The organism is Pigmentiphaga aceris (assembly GCF_008119665.1).
Taxonomy (GTDB): domain Bacteria; phylum Pseudomonadota; class Gammaproteobacteria; order Burkholderiales; family Burkholderiaceae_B; genus Pigmentiphaga; species Pigmentiphaga aceris.
In genome coordinates this window covers 2865652-2884791 of sequence record NZ_CP043046.1, presented here as the reverse complement: position 1 = coordinate 2884791, position 19140 = coordinate 2865652, and the positions used below count along the sequence as shown (strand labels likewise).

General features: G+C 60.6%; 12 protein-coding genes. 3 read left to right on the top strand and 9 right to left on the bottom strand.

Features of this window, described 5'->3' with window-relative positions; translation table 11 throughout:
- The first annotated feature begins 160 nt into the window (after window positions 1-160).
- A complete protein-coding gene (gene norR / locus FXN63_RS12565; protein WP_148815297.1) occupies window positions 161-1705 on the top strand; it encodes a nitric oxide reductase transcriptional regulator NorR in 1545 nt (514 codons plus the stop codon).
- 557 nt (window positions 1706-2262) lie between these two features.
- Here norR and FXN63_RS12560 read toward each other — a convergent pair.
- The 9 genes from FXN63_RS12560 to FXN63_RS12520 all read right to left on the bottom strand — a co-directional run bounded on the left by FXN63_RS12560 (window position 2263) and on the right by FXN63_RS12520 (window position 17424).
- Window positions 2263-3609 carry an MATE family efflux transporter gene (locus tag FXN63_RS12560; protein WP_148815295.1) on the bottom strand — a complete coding sequence of 449 codons (1347 nt, stop codon included), beginning with the start codon at window positions 3607-3609 and terminating at the stop codon, window positions 2263-2265.
- Window positions 3610-3786: 177 nt separating this feature from the next.
- Window positions 3787-5337, bottom strand: coding sequence for a DUF3999 domain-containing protein (locus tag FXN63_RS12555; RefSeq protein ID WP_222864045.1), 1551 nt, complete (start codon window positions 5335-5337; stop codon window positions 3787-3789).
- On the bottom strand, window positions 5334-9413 hold the full coding sequence (locus FXN63_RS12550) for a DUF2339 domain-containing protein (protein WP_222864044.1): 4080 nt from the start codon (window positions 9411-9413) through the stop codon (window positions 5334-5336). Before FXN63_RS12550 ends, FXN63_RS12555 begins: the two co-directional genes overlap by 4 nt.
- Window positions 9414-9651: 238 nt before the next feature.
- Window positions 9652-10041, bottom strand: coding sequence for an oxalurate catabolism protein HpxZ (gene hpxZ / locus FXN63_RS12545; RefSeq protein ID WP_148815293.1), 390 nt, complete (start codon window positions 10039-10041; stop codon window positions 9652-9654).
- A gap of 118 nt (window positions 10042-10159) precedes the next feature.
- Window positions 10160-11140: an isopenicillin N synthase family dioxygenase gene (locus FXN63_RS12540; protein WP_148815291.1), complete on the bottom strand. Its 981-nt coding sequence runs from the start codon at window positions 11138-11140 to the stop codon at window positions 10160-10162.
- Window positions 11141-11476: 336 nt separating this feature from the next.
- Entirely contained in the window at window positions 11477-12172 is a 696-nt protein-coding gene (locus FXN63_RS12535) for a hypothetical protein (protein WP_148815289.1), read from the bottom strand.
- A gap of 448 nt (window positions 12173-12620) precedes the next feature.
- The gene (locus FXN63_RS12530; RefSeq protein ID WP_148815287.1) at window positions 12621-15290 is read right to left on the bottom strand and encodes a branched-chain amino acid ABC transporter ATP-binding protein/permease; all 2670 of its coding nucleotides are present in this window, start codon (window positions 15288-15290) and stop codon (window positions 12621-12623) included.
- Window positions 15287-16165, bottom strand: a complete 879-nt coding sequence (locus FXN63_RS12525; RefSeq protein WP_148815285.1) for a branched-chain amino acid ABC transporter permease — start codon at window positions 16163-16165, stop codon at window positions 15287-15289. Before FXN63_RS12525 ends, FXN63_RS12530 begins: the two co-directional genes overlap by 4 nt.
- Before the next feature lie 50 nt (window positions 16166-16215).
- A complete protein-coding gene (locus tag FXN63_RS12520) occupies window positions 16216-17424 on the bottom strand; it encodes an ABC transporter substrate-binding protein (RefSeq protein WP_148815283.1) in 1209 nt (402 codons plus the stop codon).
- Between the two features lie 357 nt (window positions 17425-17781).
- Between FXN63_RS12520 and FXN63_RS12515 the strand changes: the two genes are divergently transcribed.
- Together FXN63_RS12515 and FXN63_RS12510 are read left to right on the top strand one after the other, a co-directional pair.
- A complete protein-coding gene (locus tag FXN63_RS12515; protein ID WP_246165188.1) occupies window positions 17782-18159 on the top strand; it encodes a nuclear transport factor 2 family protein in 378 nt (125 codons plus the stop codon).
- A 7-nt stretch (window positions 18160-18166) separates the two neighbouring features.
- Window positions 18167-19108 (top strand): polysaccharide deacetylase family protein, encoded by a 942-nt coding sequence (locus tag FXN63_RS12510; RefSeq protein WP_148815280.1) that lies wholly within the window; start codon window positions 18167-18169, stop codon window positions 19106-19108.
- Window positions 19109-19140 lie beyond the last annotated feature (32 nt).

Below are 19140 nucleotides of genomic sequence, written 5' to 3'. Positions count from 1 at the left end.
CTGAAATCAGCCTTTCCCCGGCTTTAAGTAATCAACATTCATGCCAACTAAAATATTGATATAGATCAATGACTTGCACTTCTATCTTGTCATATTGACATGAGTCAATTAGACTACATATAGTCCGATTGACTCCCCCCTTGTCGACTTTCTGACGGCCATGACACACAAGACCTTGTTGAATGCCCTGATCCCCCTGGTGAACGACTTGTCTCGTGATCTGGCCGACGGGGAGCGTTACCAGCGCCTGGTCGATACGATGCAAGCGCTCTTCCCCTGTGATGCCGCTGCCTTGTTGCGTTTGACCGGCGACACGCTGGTGCCCTTGGCCATCAACGGATTCAGCAACGACACGCTGGGTCGCCGTTTTCGAGTCCAGGAACATCCGCGCTTTGCTGCCCTGCTCGACCACGAAGGCCCCACTCGCTTCCCCGCTGATTCATCCCTGCCCGATCCCTACGACGGCTTGGTGCATGCCCATGATGGCGTGCTGGAAGTCCATGACTGCATGGGCTGCCCGATCTTGATGAACGGCCGGCCGTGGGGGCTTCTGACGCTGGACGCCTTGGCCCCCGATCGTTTCGAGCACGTGGACATGGCGTCGCTACAAGCCTTTGCCAGTCTGGCTGCCGCCACCGTCAACGTGGTTGAACGCATCAGCATGCTGGCTCTGGATTCTGAACAGGAACGCATGCGTGCAGACGCATACCGGCTGGCAGCCGGGCAAAGCCGCCGTGAACTGATCGGGCAAAGCCCGGCGCATCAGCGATTGATGGACGAGATCCGGCTTGCCGGCCCCAGCGACATGACTGTCTTGATCACCGGCGAGACGGGTGTCGGCAAGGAATTGGTCGCCAACGCCGTGCACGCGGCGTCCCCGCGCGCGCGCAAACCGATCATCAGCATCAACTGCGCGGCGCTGCCGGAAACACTGGTGGAAAGCGAACTCTTCGGCCACGTGCGCGGCGCGTTTTCAGGTGCAGTCAGCGATCGGCGTGGCAAGTTTGAATTGGCGCATGGCGGCACGCTGTTTCTGGACGAAGTGGGCGAATTGCCGTTGGTGGTTCAGGCCAAGCTCTTGCGTGTACTGGCCAGTGGGCAGCTTCAGCGTGTGGGCTCGGACGAAGAACGCCATGTGGACGTTCGACTGATTGCCGCCACCAATCGCGACTTGGAAGCGGAGGTGCGCGAAGGCCGTTATCGCAGCGACTTCTACCACCGCCTGAGCGTGTACCCCATGCATGTGCCACCCCTGCGCGAACGCGGCCACGACATCTTGCTGCTGAGCGGGTTCTTCCTGGAAGAGAACCGGGCGCGGCTAGGCCTGCACAGCCTTCGGCTGAGTGCCGACGCGCAAGATGCACTGCTGAGCTATCCGTGGCCCGGCAACATTCGCGAGCTGGAACATTTGATCGGGCGGACGGCGCTGCAAACCTTGGGGCGGCAGGCGCAACGGCCGCAGATCTTGACGCTGACGGCAAAAGATTTTGGCTTTCGACCCGATAGCGTCGTGACAACGACTGTGCCGGATATAGGCAGCGATTTGCCGAATGGCGGTTTTCGGGAAGCGGTGACTTCTTACGAAAGAAGATTGTTGTCAGACAGCCTGGCACGCAATCAGCATAATCTGGCGGCAACGGCACGAGAACTTGGCTTGGACCGCGCAAATTTAAATAGACTGGCGAAAAGGCTGGGCCTGAAATAACGGTAGATGTTCTTGGCAACGCAATAGCCTATCGGATACTACGTACACTTCAGACATCATAAGACTGCCGGCTGTATGGAAATCAAGGCTCAAGTTCAAACTCGGAACTTAAGCTCAATCGAACTCAATTTCGTTCAGAACAATCGATGCATATTCAAACCCAGCAATACCGCGACGTTGAATACGAATGACACCCATAAAAAACGCGATTCGCCAACGGAGAGGCGGGTTGCCTTGCTCTTGCCGAATTGGATGCTGAGATGTTTGACAAACACAATCAGCAGTGCGCCAATCGTCACGGGCATTATGACGATCAAGATGAAAATCTCCACCCTCCCCCCTTAACCATGCTCTGATATCATCTAATTAAACTAGATGACCGATCCCGGCTGGAGCATGCATTCGTTCTGCACACTCGATGTGACCGAGCTTAATCAAGCCTTTGTGACACATCCATGCTTTGTCAGCATTTGTCAGAACAAAAAAGCATCCCGCAGCTGATTTAAATAAGGCGACCATTCACGGAGGGGGATTTTCGTGACAGCCGCAGCAACGCGTCAATTATCCTTTGGTCTTATCGACTGCGATCTGAACTTTTTCCGCAGCCGCAGCACCAGCATGGCGGTGGCGCATGCAGACCCCACGCTCAGACCCAGCCACACGCCTTCCGCGGCAACAGACATTCCGTGCGAGAAAACATAGGCCAGCGGAAAACCCAGCAGCCAGACGCACACTGCGTAGATCACCAGTGGCATCCGGGCGTCCTGCATGGCGACCAGTGCGGCACCGACAGGTCCTTGCACACAATCGATCAACACGAACAGGCACGCAACGGCCAGCAGGCGTGCCGTCATGGGCGTGATCGTGTCGTCGGCGGGCAAGAAGAGCCCAACGATCGACGTGGCCCCCAGCACAATGCCTACGCAAACCAGGGCACCGATCCCGATACACAAGCGCGTTGCCAATCCGCTGATCGCCTTCGCCCGCGTCCAGTCCTTGGCCCCGATTGCCGCGCCTACCTGCACAATGGTTGCGCTGCCCAGACCAAAGCTGACAATGCCGGCGAAACCCACGACCCGTAGCGCCACAGCGTGGGCCGCCACCATGGACGCACCCGCTGGCGCAACCAGCATCACGCTTGCCGGCAACATGCCTTCGCGCAGCAGAATGCGCGCGCACATGGGCGCACCCAGATGAAAAATCGCGCCGAATACGGGCGCATCGAAGCGTATCGGCCCTTGCATCACGTTGCGTACGGCCGGGCTGCGCGAGCGCCGCATTGCCAGCAGGATCACCACTACGGTCAGATATGAGATGGCGCTGTGGGCAATGCCTGCACCCAACACGCCCAGGGCCGGCGAAAGAGGCGTGCCGTGTGTTAATGCGTATGCCAGCAACGCATGAAACGGCACCGATGCCAGCATGGTCCAGGTGGCAATGCGGACGCTGCCAAGCGACATCAGCACCGAACGCAGCGCGATATAAAAGACCCACGCCGGCAGCCCCACTGCCGCGCCCTTAAGGTAAGTCACAGCCTTATCAAGCTGTTGCGGGTCGCTGGCCGTCAACGCAAGCAGATAGGGCGATGCCGCAAAAACCAGCAGGCCTACGCAAGACATGGCCAACGCCACAAACCCTGCCTGCTGGGCGTTGCTGCGGATCGCCGCCTTGTCACCCCGCCCCACCGCCTGAGACAGAATCGGGTTGATCGCCACCACCACACCCAGACAGCCTACGAACACCAAGCTGTAGAGCGCCAGGGCAATGGTGACGCCAGCGAGCGCCTGGGCCCCGAGTTGGGCAACCACCAGGGTTTCGATGAAGGAAATGCCGATCGAGGCAGCGATCGCCATCGATACGCCTGCGCTGATCGACAGCAGGGTTTTGGTTTCGGATTGACTCACGGGTCTTCCAGACGTCGAGGTGGGAGCGTGGTCGCCTTGATCGCCTGGGTTGCGGAACCTCCATGAGTTCCGATCAGCCCCGAGGAATTGCAGGATGTCTGTAGATCTCGGGAATGTCGCAGATTCCGGCAAAGCAGGCGGCGGCGCGCCCGCGATATTACCGGGATCGAATTAAAACTACTTGGGTTCCTGCGCTTTGCGTTGCCCTTTCAACAAACTGGCCGCCATCAAGCCCAGCAAACCCACGCCCAGCAGCAACACTGCCCACAACCCCAGCTTCTTCCAGTGGTTGGACGGCGCTGGCGTCTGCCTTGGCACCGTGGACACCACCGGCGCGCTTGCCTGCGCGGTGCCCATCGTGGTCAGTCGATCTGGCTCATACCCCGGCACCAGCACGGCCAGCGGCAATTGTTTGTCTTGCGTCACGGCACGGCCCATCGCCAGGGTATAGGGCGGCGTACCGCGCGCCAGAAACACCATTTCCATGCCGCGCGCCGCCACACGGAAGGACACAGGATCACCCAGGCCACCACCGCGCCCATCGACGCGCAGCTTCAGATCCTTGATCGGTACCATGGGCAGTTCGAGTTCAGAATTGCGGATCTCCTTGCCGTCCTGCATCAGCCGATAGAGCAAGCCCGTGGCGATCGGATTCCACGACGGCGGACGACGGGCGTCGCGACGGGTGTTGCTGGTGGTGCCAGTGGTGCTGTTGCCAGCGTCCAGCATAAACAGGGACACCGGAGCCAGCGTGTTCGGTTGGTACACCGACACCCGAACGCGCTCCAGCACCGTACTTCTGGGCAGGCTTACCTGATATTCATCACCGTTACGCTCGGCCTGAATCATGTCAGACCATTCCAGCGGAGGCAGGATTTCGTTATTGCTGGTGCTGGTCAGCACGGCCTGCGTCAAGGTTGGCGCTTCTCGTGGGGTTTCCCAGGTCAGCCGCAGATAACGGGCACGTGAGCCGGGTAACTCGATTTCACGGCGCTCGATGCGTTCGCCCTCGAACGACAGGCGAGCAACCTGGCCGTCACCCCAGCTACGCCATTGCTGCAGGTCGTCGCTGGCTTCAACGCGAAAGCGCTGGAAACCCTCGGCGTTGCCCTGCCAGTCCAGCGACAGCTTTTGCAAGGGCGCGGCAATGCCACTGGTATCCAGCAACCAGCCACGCACCACCGTTTTTTCGACAGGTGCAGGCTGGTCCGGTACTACCTGGATCAAGGTGCCGTCGCCGCTGCGCTGAACGCTGATGCCCGGTTGTTTGCCGCTTGCATCGGCAGGGCCGCGCAGCGGGAACCACTTCACAGCGTGCTGGTGCTCTTCACGCAGTTGCCGCGCACGGGCCTGCACAAACCCGTACGCCAGCGCTTCGCCTTCCGCGTTGAAGACCCGCAGATCTCGCAAGTCGGCGTGGGCGGCCTGCCACCGGATCGCCAGCGGCAAAGGCAGCCGATACCACGGCCCCTCGCCCTGTACCGTCAAAGGCATGTGGATGGGAAAGCTGTCCGGGAAGTCGGCAATCCGTTCGGTCTTGCCGGTCTGGGAGGACTGCTGCGTCTGGGCAGCGACTGGCAACGCCAAGGCAATACACGCGGCCACGCCTGCACGCAAGCACAAGGAGCGGATCGACGTCGCGCAGGCTGCACGATCAGGCGTCGTGGGATGCATGGAATTCAACACGGCGATCCGCCTCGGTTCAGCACCCAAAGACAGGAAGTTCATGGCGCATCCCCTTGGCGATCAAGTTCCACCGGCGCAGCGGCGGTGCGCCGTGGCGGCAATGGTGCGAAATACCCTACCACCAGCAGCAACACGCCCACGCCAATGAAGGACACGATGCGCGCCAGCCCACCCTGGTTGCTCAGTTCGACAAAGAATAGCTTTGCGACCACCACGCCGATCAATACGGCACCGATCAGCCACATTTCACGGCGCATGCGCAAATGCCCGAAGATCATCAGTGCCAGGGCCAAGGTCGTCCAGACAATCGACAGACCTGCCTGCACCAGCATTGACGACAGCATCGCGTCCAGCTGGAAAGGCACATCGCCCCAGTGATGCGCCGTGCGGAACACGGTGGCCGTGAATAAGGCGAACAGGGACGCACCGACCACGATCTGCGGTGCCCAGCGTTGCACCATGTCGTTGGCGCGCAGTCGGGGCATGGCCCACAAAGACCACAGATAACAACCCAGCAGCGCGAACAACATGCCAAGTTCAAGCGGATTGAGCAACGGCAGGTACGGCAGCGGGTCGGCAGCACCGTCGCTGAATATATTTGCCGTCCAGAACCAGGCCAACATCAACCCGGCCACCGGCAGCGGTGCCCACAGACGGTACGCCGTGGGGGCTGCCGCAACCGGCCACGGCCACCTGCGCGGCAGTGACATGGCAAACAGGAACAGGCTTGGCACCAAGGCCCAACCCAGCCAACGCCACGCGTTATAGCTGTCAGACAGCAACATCAGCACGTAACGCAGTTCCAGCGACAGGACGGTGATCAACAACCAGCAGCCCAGCACGTGTGCCGCGGCCGACACCGCCTTGGGCAGCAGCCCGGACACGCGATGCAACGCGAAGAAATGGGCCGCAAAGACCGCCAGCCACGCCAGCCAGCCGAACTGGGCGGCAGGATGGTAATCACTGTCCCATCGAACGGCCAGAATCACCACGGCAACCGGGGCCAGCAACACTGACAGCAGGGCCAGGCCCTGCCAGTTGGTGCTGCGGGCCACCACAGCCCACAGCGCGGTCGTGCCTGCGGCGATGATCAAGGTGCCTTGGGCGGCGGTCTGCCAGGACAGGAAGCTTGCGGCCTCACTGACGAATGCCAGTGCCCACCAGGCGGCACCCCAGACCATCAGAATCTGCGACAAGCTCATCAGCGCGCGTGCGCCGAAGATTAACGAACGTGGCAACGCTGGTTTGATGGCGTGGTCTGAAGATACGTTGCCCGATGTCTGGACATTCACAGCGGGATTCCCAGAAGACTCCGCATCTGACGCCAGTGCGCCTGAAACCACAGAATCAACACCGGCTTGTGCGACACCAGGTAGGTCTGCAAGGGCGCGTCTGGGCTTGCGCCCAAGCTTGTGTTCGTCACCCAACCCACGCTGCAAGCGCCAGGCACCGATCAGCGCAGCAAGGCTGATCGCAAATGGCGTCCAGAAGCTGGCTTGCAGGAACGGCAGGCCCTCGCGCTCCACTCCCGTCCCCGCTAGCAGCCACAAGCCGATGAAACTCAGGCCGCCAACCACTTGCAGCAGCAGTCCAAACACAAAACTGGCGCGCTGTTGCAGGTGCAGGCTCAGCCACAGAATCAACAGACCGCTGCCCGCCCAGACGGCGCTGGCGCGTTGCCACGGCAGCACGAACAACACCGCCAGGTTCAGGAACACCAGACCAACCAGCAACACGATGGCCAGACCACGCATCAAGCCCGGATCACGCTGCACTTTTTCGTCGCGGGCAGCCATGACCATGCCGCCCACCAGGGACAGGCCGATCATCGACGCCGCAAACAAGCCACCCCAGCCGACCCCGCCGCTGCCCAGGTCATCCAGACGCAAGAAGCCTGCAAACAAGGCTCCGCCGCCAAGCTGCGCGCCGAAGGCACTGAACAGCAGACTACGTTCGCCCAAACGCAGGCCCGCGAACAGGGTTGCCAGCCCGGCCACCGCCAGCACGATGGCGGTGGCGTTGATGCCAAGCAGCAAGGGAGCGAGCAGGTACAGGAAGAAGCATCCCAGGGCCGCCAATACTGGCTTGCACCACGCTTCCCAGGCATGCAAAGACGGATCACGGCTTTGACGCAGGTTCCAGAAGCTGACCAGCATGGCCGCGCCAAGCATCAGTGAACCCAAAGGCACGCCCGACAAGATGGTGGTTCCATCCCCCAGGCGCAGTTCAGCCAGGAACATCAGCGCTGCGCCCAGCTGCAACAACAGGCCAAAGCCGCGTGCAATCGGGCGACTTTGACGCAAGCCCAGCCAGTAAATGCCCGCGCCTTCAACGGCCCAGGCGGCGGATGTCCAGCGTGCGTCCAGGCCCAGCGGAATCGCCAGGGTGCCGAAGATCACGCCGAGCGCCAGGCAAGTCTCGACCAGCAGCAAGGCACGGTCGACCGACCGCCCTGCCACCACACGTGCCAGCCCCATGTAGAACAGGCCAAGTGCGAGCGCGCTGAATGCGGGCCCGAATTCCAGGTGACGAATGAGCGCAAATTGCAGCGCGAATGCGACGACCGGCACGCCAAACAGCAAAGTGCCGTCGATGTAGTCGCCCTTCTTTACCGCCCAGCGCAGCAAGGCGTTGCGATCTTCCGGCACTGCCTCGGCGTCGCGCAGCTTGCGACGCGCGAACAGCAGGCCGATGCCCACGTACATCAGCAAGAACAGGATCAGGAAGGGTTCGGTACTGGCGAACAGTTCCGATGTGTAGGACCGCAGGCCCCAGGCAAAACCGATCCCGAAGGTTCCCACAAACCCGATCAGGTTCAGCAAGCGCCAGGCTTTGAACCAGGCAATCGCGAAGATGCCGGCGTTCAACAATGCAAAATACGAGAACAGTGCAACGTGATTGCCTGAGCCGGTGGACGTCAAAATCGGAGCAGCAAACCCGCCAAGTGCTGCCGCTGCGGCAAGTCCCAAGGCATTCTGCAAGACCGCCAACATGGCGGAAAACACCGTGACCGCCACCAGCAGCCCCAGAGCCATGCCCGAGGACAGCAAGGGGTGCAGGCGCATGGCGGCAAACACGGTCAGGTACATCACGGCAATGCCGCCGCCCTGCATCAGCAAGGCGTAGTTTTCATTGCGTTTGCGCAGCCACCATCCCAAGCCGATCAACGCGACTGCCGCAGCGGCCACCCCGGCGTAGCGCAGTTCCACCGGCACGTCCATGCCTTCCGTGGCGTAGCGCAGCAGGAACGCCAGGCCCAGGAACAGCAGCACCAGGCCGACCCGCAGCACGGTATTGCCACCGAACAACCAGGCTCGGGCACCGGCGACTGCACGGTCGATAAAGGACGGGCCGCGAGGCGCAGGAGGTGTCGGCGGAACCGCAGCACCACCGGCTTGTGCGGTCAGCAGTGCGTCGTCGGCAGATTGATTGGCGGCCGCGCCCGGCGCTTGATCTGCGCGTTCATCAGAAGCCTTTGCAGCCAACTCGGCTTGAATGCCATCGCGACCCGCGACGTCTGCAGGGACACCATTTTTCCAGACGGCACCGGCGAATGTGAAGCCGTCAGCACCAGTTGTCGCTGTGCGATCTGCGTCAGCAGGTGCCGTGCGTGCACCCGCGGGAATAACGATGCTGGGAAGCTCGGTGGTTTTCCTGGCGCTCAGCACCAGCTCATGCTCGGGCGCGGTAGACATGCCCGGAGTCGGTGCAAAGACCGTCTGCTGATAAGCAGGGGCTTGCGAAGCGGGCTGATAGTTCGGCGAAGTGATGTTCGGCGTACTGACGTTCGGGGACGCTGTCGAACCCGCCGCGATGTCGGCAGGTATTGCTGCATCATCAGCGTGTGGCCCGGTCGCCAAACTGGCGTGCTGGCCGACCGCAGCAGATACCGCAGCCCCGCCTGCTTCCACCAACGCAACGCGGCTTTGCAAGCCCTTCACTTCCTTGTCGATCTCGACCAGACGCTTCAACACCGCCGCATGGTCTTGCGACAATTTCTTCAGCGCGAAGGCCAGACCGATGGCGTAGCCCAACAACGCCCCGATTATTGCCCCGCCCACCGATTCGCCAACCGTAATGCCGGCCACCAGGCCGATTACCAGCAACACCCAGTGCATGTCTGTCCTTGGACTTGGACGCAGGCCACGCTGACCCACATCAGCCCAAGCTTATATACGAGTTCTTCTCATTCAAACTGCGTCAAGCAGGACATATTGGCAACAGGTCGTGGCAGATTCATCAAGGCAGATGAACTTTGTAGTCCCCAGACGGTCGTCGAGGGCCGTCGCAAAACCATCGCGCTGTCGTCAAGGCGGTGCGGTCAGTGCCAAGCGGCCTTAAACCGCGTCCAGCCAATCACCCCGCCAGACTTACATGCGCGGCCACCACTTTCCATCCTTCCGGGAAGCGCACCCAGGTCTGCGTCTGACGACCCGTGCGGGGATTGCCTGCCCGCACGAACTCGATGTTGGCCACGGCGTAATCACTTCCAAACGTCGTCACACTGCGTGCCGTGATTTCACGCGCCAGGCCCTGGCTGGGGCGGCCCTGCCGGAACGCCTGGATCGCCTCGAAACCGTACAGATGTTCACCCACGCCGTAACGCAAGGTCTGCGGCGCGTTCCAGAACAAGGCGTCGAGCATGGCCACATCGTTGCCGACCAGTGCTTTTTCGTAGGCGGCGAATACCGCATCCACCTCTGCCACGATATCGGGAAGATTGATCTCGGCGGATTGAACGGTCATTGCGGGTTGTCCTGTGTGTGGATTGATTGAGTTGGTTGGTCGGATGGCGGACAGTGGTTGAGCATCGGGCATCTGCCCTAAGCATCAGGCGCGAGGCACCAGTCCTCGCAACCCACCATCAAGCATTCTGCGTCGCCACATACAGTTTGCGCAGATGGTCGCCCGAGGTGGTGGGTGGATACTTGGCCGCTTCCCCCGCCACCAGATTCTCGATGGCGGCGTCGTAATTGGGATTATGGAAGAAGACCAGCGACTGGCGTCGGCTGCCTGCCCCGGCACCGGCTGGCGGGTTCACCACACGGTGCAACGTGGACACCCAGGCGTCGTTGGTCCAGCGGGCCAGCAGATCGCCGATATTGATGATGAAGCAATCCGGCACGATTGGCACGTCCACCCACTCGCCCGCCGCGTTGCACACCTGCAGGCCGCCCGGCTTGTCTTCAGTCGCCAGAATGGTCAGGCTGCCGTAGTCGGAATGTGCGCCTGCACGAATCTGCCCGGGTTCGGGGGTGACGCGCTGTTCCGGGTAGTTGCGCACCCGCAAGCGGCTGATGTGTTTGTCTATCTTGTTGTCGAAATAATGTTCGGGCAGGTTCAAGGCGCGAGCAAATATCTGCATCAGCAATTCTGCCAGCGACCCCATGCTGCGGTAATAGGTGCGCCAGACTTCGCCCAAGCCAGTTGGAGCACCAGGCCAGATGTTCGGCGCAAAGTGTTTGCCGGCAGCCGGCGCAAAGGCGTAGTCGGCGGGCGGCAGGTCCACCGGGCCGATCATGAAGCTTTCGTTCAAGTCGCTGCCGTAGGCGGCCGGGTCGCGCGACCGCGCCAAGGATTCTTCATCCACCCCGATGTACCCCCGCGCCACATCTACTGAAGGACGGGCGACCCGAATTTTGTCGGCGGCAGGCAAGTCGAAGAAATCGCGAGATACCGAACGAGTCTGTTCGATCAGTTCAGGGCTGATGCCGTGCCCACGAATCACCAGAAAACCGATATCCCGGCAGGCCCGGTCAACCGCCTGGGCTACCGCCTGTTTTTCCTGCTCGCCACCCAGACGAAACGGAGAAATGTCGATGACAGGGACGTTCAGGAGTTTCATATCGGCTCCGCGAGCACGTTGAAGAATATGTCCGCAGCGATCTGTCTGCGGTTCACAGAAAATGTTCAGCGGGGTCGCGTCAATTCAGCGAACCCGTCAGCCAACCCGTCAAACTGGCGCTGGCGATATCGGCCGGCTGCGCAACGCGGCCTACGGGAAGCTTGGTGCATAGCCAATCAAACTTGACCGAACTGCGAGCCTCACCCAGGCAGTCCCCTTTAAAAGGATGGCGTGGTAAAGATCAACACAACAAAACAACACCTTTTAAAAAACCGATGAGAAAACAACAAGAAAATCTAAGCATATTAAAAAACCCAACCTATCCTAGGCGAAAAATCAGAATCGCACATTGGACAAAACCGCGTTTAGTACTGCCCCAACAATCAGCCCTGACCAACTCATCCAATTCAAAGGCTCGAGGCTAGCGAACTGCAAAATTGCGAAACCAAACGTAGTACAACCAAAAAAATACGCAAACCTCCCCTTATTAATGACCGCCCCCCATTCATGCACCTTATTAGCTCTTCCAACTCTTGTTAAATAAGAAAATCCGCCCCCTCCAGCTTTAATAGCATCCAAGGCAGCCGACCCCTTACTACTTATCACGTAAAAACCGATAACCACAAAAACAATAAACCACCATTCCCCAATTATTCGACCCAACAAAAAAGCTGTAACTATAGCCAAAATTTTCGCAATAACAGCCCCAGCCAATGAACTTTTAAAGCGATCGATAAAATTCTGAACCTTATCTGATTGCTCATCCTCCCTATATCTATCAGGTGATGTAAACGCCACGGCCACTGTTTGCGCCAAAGCAAACATTGCGAAAAACTGCATCCATTGCGGGTTCACTTCATGAAAAATGGGAATTAGCAAAATCGCTAGCAACGTCGCACCCGACCTCAACAAAATTGCCGGCTTACCTGGCGTTGCCTCCACGTGATGTGGATCTAAAGCACCTAACCTCTGCATATGAAAAAGACACCACCACATTACACCTGATATTAATATAAGCAAACCAGCTTCCATCTTTTCCTCAAGATCTAAATTTTAGACACCGCATTAACTGCTATGTACTATGACTGCTACTTTATACGACCAATTTCATGCCGATCGGTCACTTTGGCCTCATAGCGACGCAACCTCCGGCTGATTTTTACTCTGTTAGCAGTACAGGACTAAACCGCGCCAACCGATTTCATATATCCGTTAGACCGCAACTAGCTACCTACCCATAGGCTAGTGAACCCTTTTGCTAATCCCCGCAATTGACTGAGTTTCTGAGCGCCGAGCCGACTTTATTTCTAATCCAATACCACCTAGTTCCGGGATTCCTTTCTTTGGAAAAAGAACACTCCAAGCTACAGCATCACACATTGAGTGACACGGGATCAACGGCCAATGACATCCGCACCAACGCCTCATCCAGCTTCTGACGAGAAGCTGAGGGAATCGTCAGCGTTGCGCACGCAGAGTTTCAAACATGAGATGCCACCTTCGACTGCGCAGCAGGCATGTCTGCAGTGGCCGCCTGTTCACCCAAATACGCTTGTGCCAGCGCGCCATCGGCTGCAATTTCTGCCGAGGTGCCCTGCGCCACGATGCGTCCGCTTTCCATCACGTAGGCCCGGTCTGCCAGTGCCAGCGCCAACCCCGCCATCTGATCGACCAGCAGCAAGGTCATGCCTTCTTTGCGCAATTGATCCAGGGCCGCAAACAGTTCCGCGATGATCTTGGGGGCGAGGCCAAGCGAGGGCTCGTCCAGCAACAGAATGCGTGGCTTCGACATCAGCGCGCGCGCAATCGCCAGCATCTGCTGCTCCCCGCCCGACAACAGGCCGGCACGCTGATGCTGGCGTTCACGCAAACGCGGAAACCGCTGCAACATGGATTCAACCTGCGCCTCGCGGTCTTCGGATTGCAGGAAAGCGCCCAGGCGAATGTTGTCCAGCACAGACAGTTCCGGGAATACCTGCCGGCCTTCAGGCACCAGCACCATGCCGCGCGCAACAATCGACTCCGGGCCTTCGCCTGTCAGTTCCTGTCCTTCCAGGTGAATGCCACCTTCGATCACCGGGCGATGCAGGCCGCTGAGCGCACGCATCAGCGTGGACTTGCCCGCGCCGTTAGCCCCCAGCAAGGCCACCACTTCGCCGCGCCGTACCTGCAAGTCGATATGGTGCAAGACCGGATCGGCACCGTAACCCGCCACCAGCGCACCAACGCCAAGCATCTCCGGGCCGGGTGCGGGGCGCGCCGCTATTGGCTGGTCGTCGCCCAAGGCCACGGCTTCACCCAGATACGCCTGTTGCACGGCGACGTTGGCCTGAATCTCGGCTGGCGTGCCCGCAGCCAGGTGTTTGCCGGCGTCCAGCACCACGATGTGATCCGAGATGCCCATGACCAAGGCCATGTCGTGTTCGACGATCAGCACACCCACGCCCGCATCGGCAATCCGCCGCAACAAGTCTGCGAGCTTCACTTTGTCTTCGCGCGACAGGCCGGCAGCAGGTTCGTCCAGCAACAAGACATCCGGGTCGGGAGCCAACGCACGTGCGATCTCAACCAGACGACGATCGACGTGCGCCAGGTCGGCGGCGGGCGTATCTGGCGACCCGGTGTAGCCACACCAGGCCAACAAGGCACGTGCCCGCGCCTGTTGAGCAGGCGAGCGCAGCCGTGTCGCGCCAAACAAGCTGCCCAGCTGGCCACGGTTGATTGCCAGCGCCACGTTGTCTTCCACGCTCAGCGTGCCGAAGAGTTGTGATGTCTGATAGGTACGTGCCACGCCCAGCCGCGCAATCTTCAGCGCCGTCATGCCGGCAAGGGTTTGCGCACCAAGCGTGAAGCTGCCGCTGGTGGGCAGATAGAACCCGCTCAACATGTTCAAGGCAGTGGATTTACCCGCGCCGTTCGGGCCGATCAGGCTAGTGACCCGTGCGCTGTCGGCCACGAAACTCAGGCTGTCGACGGCACGCACGCCACCGAATTGCATGGTCAGCCCTTGTGCCGTCAACGACTGGCGAGGCCGCCGCGACAAGATGTCTTCATCTGGCACCACATGCTCGTCACTGAACCAATCCGTCGAAGCACGGGCCGGCAGCAGCTTTGCGTAGATGCGACGCACCAGCCCGACCACGCCATCCGGCGCGGCCAGCAGTACGGCAAGCAGCAATACGCCAAAGAACAGCAGTCGGTATTCCTCCAGGCTGGCCAGCATTTCCGGCAGCACACCTACGATCAAGGCTCCCACCAGCGGACCCGCCACCGACCCTGCCCCGCCGATCAACACCACCAGCACGAACAGAATCGACTGCAAAAACCCAAAGGTGTGTGGGGTCACGAAGCTCGACAAGGGCGCGAACAATGCCCCCGCCGCGCCTGCGCAACCGGCCGACACCGAAAACGCCACGGTCTTCACCACCAGCGGGTTCAAGCCCAGCGACTCGGCAGCGGTTTCGCTGTCGCGCACCGCGCGCATCGCTGCACCCCAGGTACCACGCGACAACCATGCAAACGCAGCCGACACCACGCCCACGGTCACCAAAGCCAGCAAGGCGATGACCCGTTCCGCTTCCACCAAGGGGCCCAGCGCTGGCGACGGAATGCTCATGATGCCGTTCTGCCCGCCCGTCAAACTGGCCGATTCGACAATGGCATGTTCCACCACAAAGCCGAATGCGATGGTGATCATGGCCAGATACGGCCCGCGCACACGTAGCGCCGGCAAGGCAAGCAAGGCACCCACAGCCGCGCTCAGCAACACCGCCACGGGCCATGCCAGCCAGAAGTTCAAGCCGCCTTTCGTAGTCAGGATCGCCACGGTGTAGGCACCGATGGCGTAGAAACCCACGTGCCCAAAAGACACCTGCCCGGTCAGCCCCAACAATACGTTCAGACCAATGCCGACCACCGCCAACAAGGCCACGCTGGCCAGCACGAATACGTAGTAGCTGTTGACGGTCAGCGCAAGCCCGGCACCTACACCTAGCAGAAGCAGCACCGACAGAATCTGTGCCGGTGAGCTCAGACCAAACCAGGTACCAGAGCCTGTGCCACCCGTGCTTGCACGATACGGCGCAGCCTTCCCGACAGCCTGCGCGCGCGCGGCCAGGCGCGCGCCAATACCCGAAGCGTCCTGACTCATACCTTCCTCACTTGCGCGCGGCCAAACAGACCGTTGGGTCGGATTGCCAAGGCCACAATCACCAAGCCGAAGGTGACGATCTGCGTGTACCCCGAGCCCAGTGTGACGGTCACCAAGGCTTCGATGATGCCGAACAGCAAGCCCGCGATCATCACGCCCCAGGCACTGGTGATGCCACCCAGAATCGCCACCGCAAAGGCTTTCAGACCAAACAAGGTGCCCATGTCAGACTGCACGTTGAACAAGGGTGCAATCAGCACGCCCGCAATCCCGGCGAACAAGGCTGATAAAGCGAAAGCCACCGCAATCGCCCGCTTGATCGGAATGCCCATCAGCCTGGCAGCCGAGCGGTTCTGCACCACGGCCAGCATGGCCGTGCCCCAGCGCGTGCGCCGAGACACGGTGTGCAGCACGCCGGCCAGCGCCAGGCCAACCACCGGGATCAAGACCTGCAAGGGATAGATGCCCAGGCCCAGGCCACCAATATCCAACGGCGTCTGGGCAAGCGGCGATGGCAGGCTGCGCGGTTCCTTGCCGAAGGTGAACATCACCAGGTTGTCCAGCACGATGCCCAGCGCCACGGTTGCCATCAGCCACGCGTCCGACCCCCGGCTGGCGAACGGCCGCACGGCGACGGCCTCGACCACCAGGCCGTATGCGGCGCACAAGGCCAGCGCCAGCAGAATCGCCGGCACCAGCGGCCACCCCAGCGTCTGCGCAAAGGTGAAGGTCAATACCGCGCCCAGCATCATCGAACTGCCTTGCGCGAAATTGACCGTCCCCGACACCGCGTAGGTCACATAGAAACCCAGCGCCATCAGCCCGTACATGCTGCCCAGGCCCAGGCCGCTGATCAGCGCCGATATCAACAACATGCAGACATCCTTTTAGACAACACGGTGTGGTCCAAGCAAAGCAAGCTGTCTTAGCTGCCCGACGCCACCGGCACGATCTTGTCGCCGATGAATTGCGCCCACACGTAGTCCTCCGCGCCCAAGGCGTCGTGCTGGGTGGCGGTGAATGGCTTCACGTAGGTCTTGATCAGGCCTTCGTAGCGATCGATCTTGTAGAAGCCTTCGCGCACCGCATCACCCTCGGTGGAACCGGCCGCGGCAATCGCCAGCGCGCTCAGTTGCACCGCGTCGTAGGCGTTGGCCACGCCCACGGCAGGCGTGATGTTCTCCGGGCCTTTGACGTCGGGGTACTTGGCCATCAAGGCCTTCACCACCTTGTCGCGCACCGGCGTTTCCTTGCCGAAGAAGCTGTAGGTCTGCACGAAGTGAACGTTCTTGGCGCTCGGTCCGGCCAGTTCCGTGAAACGCCCTCCCAGCGGTCCCCAGTGCGACACCACCGGCACTTGCCAGCCCATGCGATCCAGCGACTTCACCACCTGTGCAGACGGGCCCACATTGGCGACCATGAACAAGGTGTCGGCACCGGCTGCTTTCAGACGGGTCAGTTGCGGCACCACGTCGACGTCGTTCATCTCGAATTTTTCAACACCGGCCGAGGCCACGCCCTTGGCTGCCAAGGCTGCCTTCAAGCCCTTCTCGTTGGACTCGCCCCAGGGGTTGTTGATCAGGATCATGCCCGGCTTGGCGCTTTTGAAATTGGCCTGCGCGTACGCAAGCATGCCTACGTCCACGATCTCGTCCACCGCCGACACGCGGAACGAGAAATTCGGGTTTGCGCCGTTCTTGGTGATGGGCGTGCCAGCCGCCCACGGCACCATGAAAGGCATCTTCGATTGATTGATCAGCGGCACGATGGCCATGGCCACCGGCGTGTCCAGACCACCGAACAACACGGCCACCTTTTCGCGGTGAATCAGTTCACGCGCGGCGGTCACGCCCTTGGCCGGATTCCCTTCGTCATCACGACGCACCAGTTCCAGCTTGCGTCCACCCAGCAACCCACCCTTGGCGTTGATCTCTTCGATGGCGATGGTCATGCCCCGGGTGATGGCCTCTCCCGCCAATGCAGACTGACCCGACAAGGCCGTGACCAGGCCGATCTTGATGGGATCGGCGGCATACGCACCGCCAGACCAGATACCGCAGGCCAGAACGGCGGCAGTGCCAGCCAACAGGCGACGACGGGCAGCACGGTGGGAAGAGCGAGTGGCATGGGTCATCGTGAATCTCCAGGGATGGGGTTGGGCAAGTCGGGGAGCGGTCTGAACGCGCTTGGTTCGTCCCTGAACAATGCAAACACCATGCCAACGTCCACATAATCGATGAAATATTGACAACACTCTCTATATCAATATGTCGACAATATGGCATAGCCTTTGCTCACGATCTGGGGGAGCACGACACCGGACACCAAGCACCCCAGACACGCACCAATGCGGAGAACCAACATGAGCAATGCATCAAAACAGGGCCTGGACATGCCCCGCGACGAGGCGTCACCCCGCCTCAACGCAACCCTCGCCAGCTTCGATCCGCAATCTGCCGGCGACCTGGTCAACGAGTACCTGCGCATCGTGATGATTCCCGACCCTGAAGGCGCACAACACCTGATCGCCCCCGTCATGCGCATCCGCTTCACAGGCGGCCGCGCCATGAACAAGCCATCGGACTGCACGGTGTTCAACGCTGGCCGATATGCCTGGGTGAAGAAACGCATTGCACGCACTGACGTGGTGGCAGGCGGCACCCCTTCAGAGACCATCGTCTACAGCCTTGGCACGCTGTATGGCGAGTGGCCCGATGGCACACCCTTCGAGGGCAACCGCTATGTAGATCGCTATGTCGTCAGCAACGGCCTGATCACCCACATGGATGTCTGGAACGACAGCGCCGAATGGATACTCACGCCGGGCCTGGCCGCCGAAGCAAATGCCGCCAACGCGGCAAAGGCGTGAACACACCATGACCTTGCTTTACGACAGTCTGCTGCCCGCTCACGGACGTTTCGACTACCTGCCCATCACCAAGCGCCCGGACTACACCTGGCCCAACGGCGCGCGATTGGCCGTGTACCTGGGCTTCAATCTGGAACACTTCGCCTTCGGTGAAGGCATGGGCGCGGCGATTGGGCCGGTGTCACCAGAACCCGATGTGCTGAACTACGCATGGCGCGAGTACGGCAACCGCGTCGGAGCCTGGCGCTGCCTGGACTTGTTCGACAGCCTGGGCCTGCCCAGCAGCGCCATCGTGAACACTGCGCTGTACGACCACTGCCCCGAGCTGGTGGCAGCCTGCGTGGCACGCGGCGACGAGCTGGTCGGCCACGGCCATACCAACGCAGAGCGCCAAGGCACGCTTAGCGAAGCAGGCGAACGCCGCTTGCTGGGACTGTGCCGCGACCGCATGCAGACCCACAGCGGTGTTGCGCCCAGCGGCTGGCTGTCGCCGTGGATATCAGAGAGTCCGCTTACGCCCGACCTGCTGACCGAGACGGGCTACCACTACACCTTGAACTGGTGTCACGATGACCAGCCCCTGCCCATGCGCACGCGTAACGGCAAGCTGCTTTGGTCGGTGCCCTATCCCCAGGAACTGAACGACATCCCGGCCATCGTCGCGCGTCGCATGGATGCCAGCGCGTTTGCGCAGATGATCGTCGACAACTTCGATGAAATGCAGCTTCAGGCACGCACGCAGCCACTGGTGATGGGCGTGGCGCTGCACCCCTATATTGTTGGCCAGCCCTATCGGTTGCGGCACCTGCGGCGTGCGCTGGAGCATCTGGCCGCCGCGCGCGACCGGGGCGAGATATGGTTTGCCACCCCGGGCGAGATCTGCCGCCATACTCAGTCGGCGCTGTCTGCCGAGGTCGACACTTTGTGGCAAAGTGCCGTCACACGATAATTCAGGCCAAGGCCGTGGCGCAGCTTTCAGCA

Coding starts and splice junctions, on each gene's coding strand:
- FXN63_RS12535 (WP_148815289.1), bottom strand. CDS start 12,172: ATGGAAGCTGGTTTGCTTATATTAATATCAGGTGTAATGTGGTGGTGT.
- FXN63_RS12515 (WP_246165188.1), top strand. CDS start 17,782: ATGATTCCCGACCCTGAAGGCGCACAACACCTGATCGCCCCCGTCATG.
- hpxZ (WP_148815293.1), bottom strand. CDS start 10,041: ATGACCGTTCAATCCGCCGAGATCAATCTTCCCGATATCGTGGCAGAG.
- FXN63_RS12520 (WP_148815283.1), bottom strand. CDS start 17,424: ATGACCCATGCCACTCGCTCTTCCCACCGTGCTGCCCGTCGTCGCCTG.
- FXN63_RS12530 (WP_148815287.1), bottom strand. CDS start 15,290: ATGAGTCAGGACGCTTCGGGTATTGGCGCGCGCCTGGCCGCGCGCGCG.
- norR (WP_148815297.1), top strand. CDS start 161: ATGACACACAAGACCTTGTTGAATGCCCTGATCCCCCTGGTGAACGAC.
- FXN63_RS12550 (WP_222864044.1), bottom strand. CDS start 9,413: ATGCACTGGGTGTTGCTGGTAATCGGCCTGGTGGCCGGCATTACGGTT.
- FXN63_RS12540 (WP_148815291.1), bottom strand. CDS start 11,140: ATGAAACTCCTGAACGTCCCTGTCATCGACATTTCTCCGTTTCGTCTG.
- FXN63_RS12510 (WP_148815280.1), top strand. CDS start 18,167: ATGACCTTGCTTTACGACAGTCTGCTGCCCGCTCACGGACGTTTCGAC.
- FXN63_RS12525 (WP_148815285.1), bottom strand. CDS start 16,165: ATGTTGTTGATATCGGCGCTGATCAGCGGCCTGGGCCTGGGCAGCATG.
- FXN63_RS12555 (WP_222864045.1), bottom strand. CDS start 5,337: ATGAACTTCCTGTCTTTGGGTGCTGAACCGAGGCGGATCGCCGTGTTG.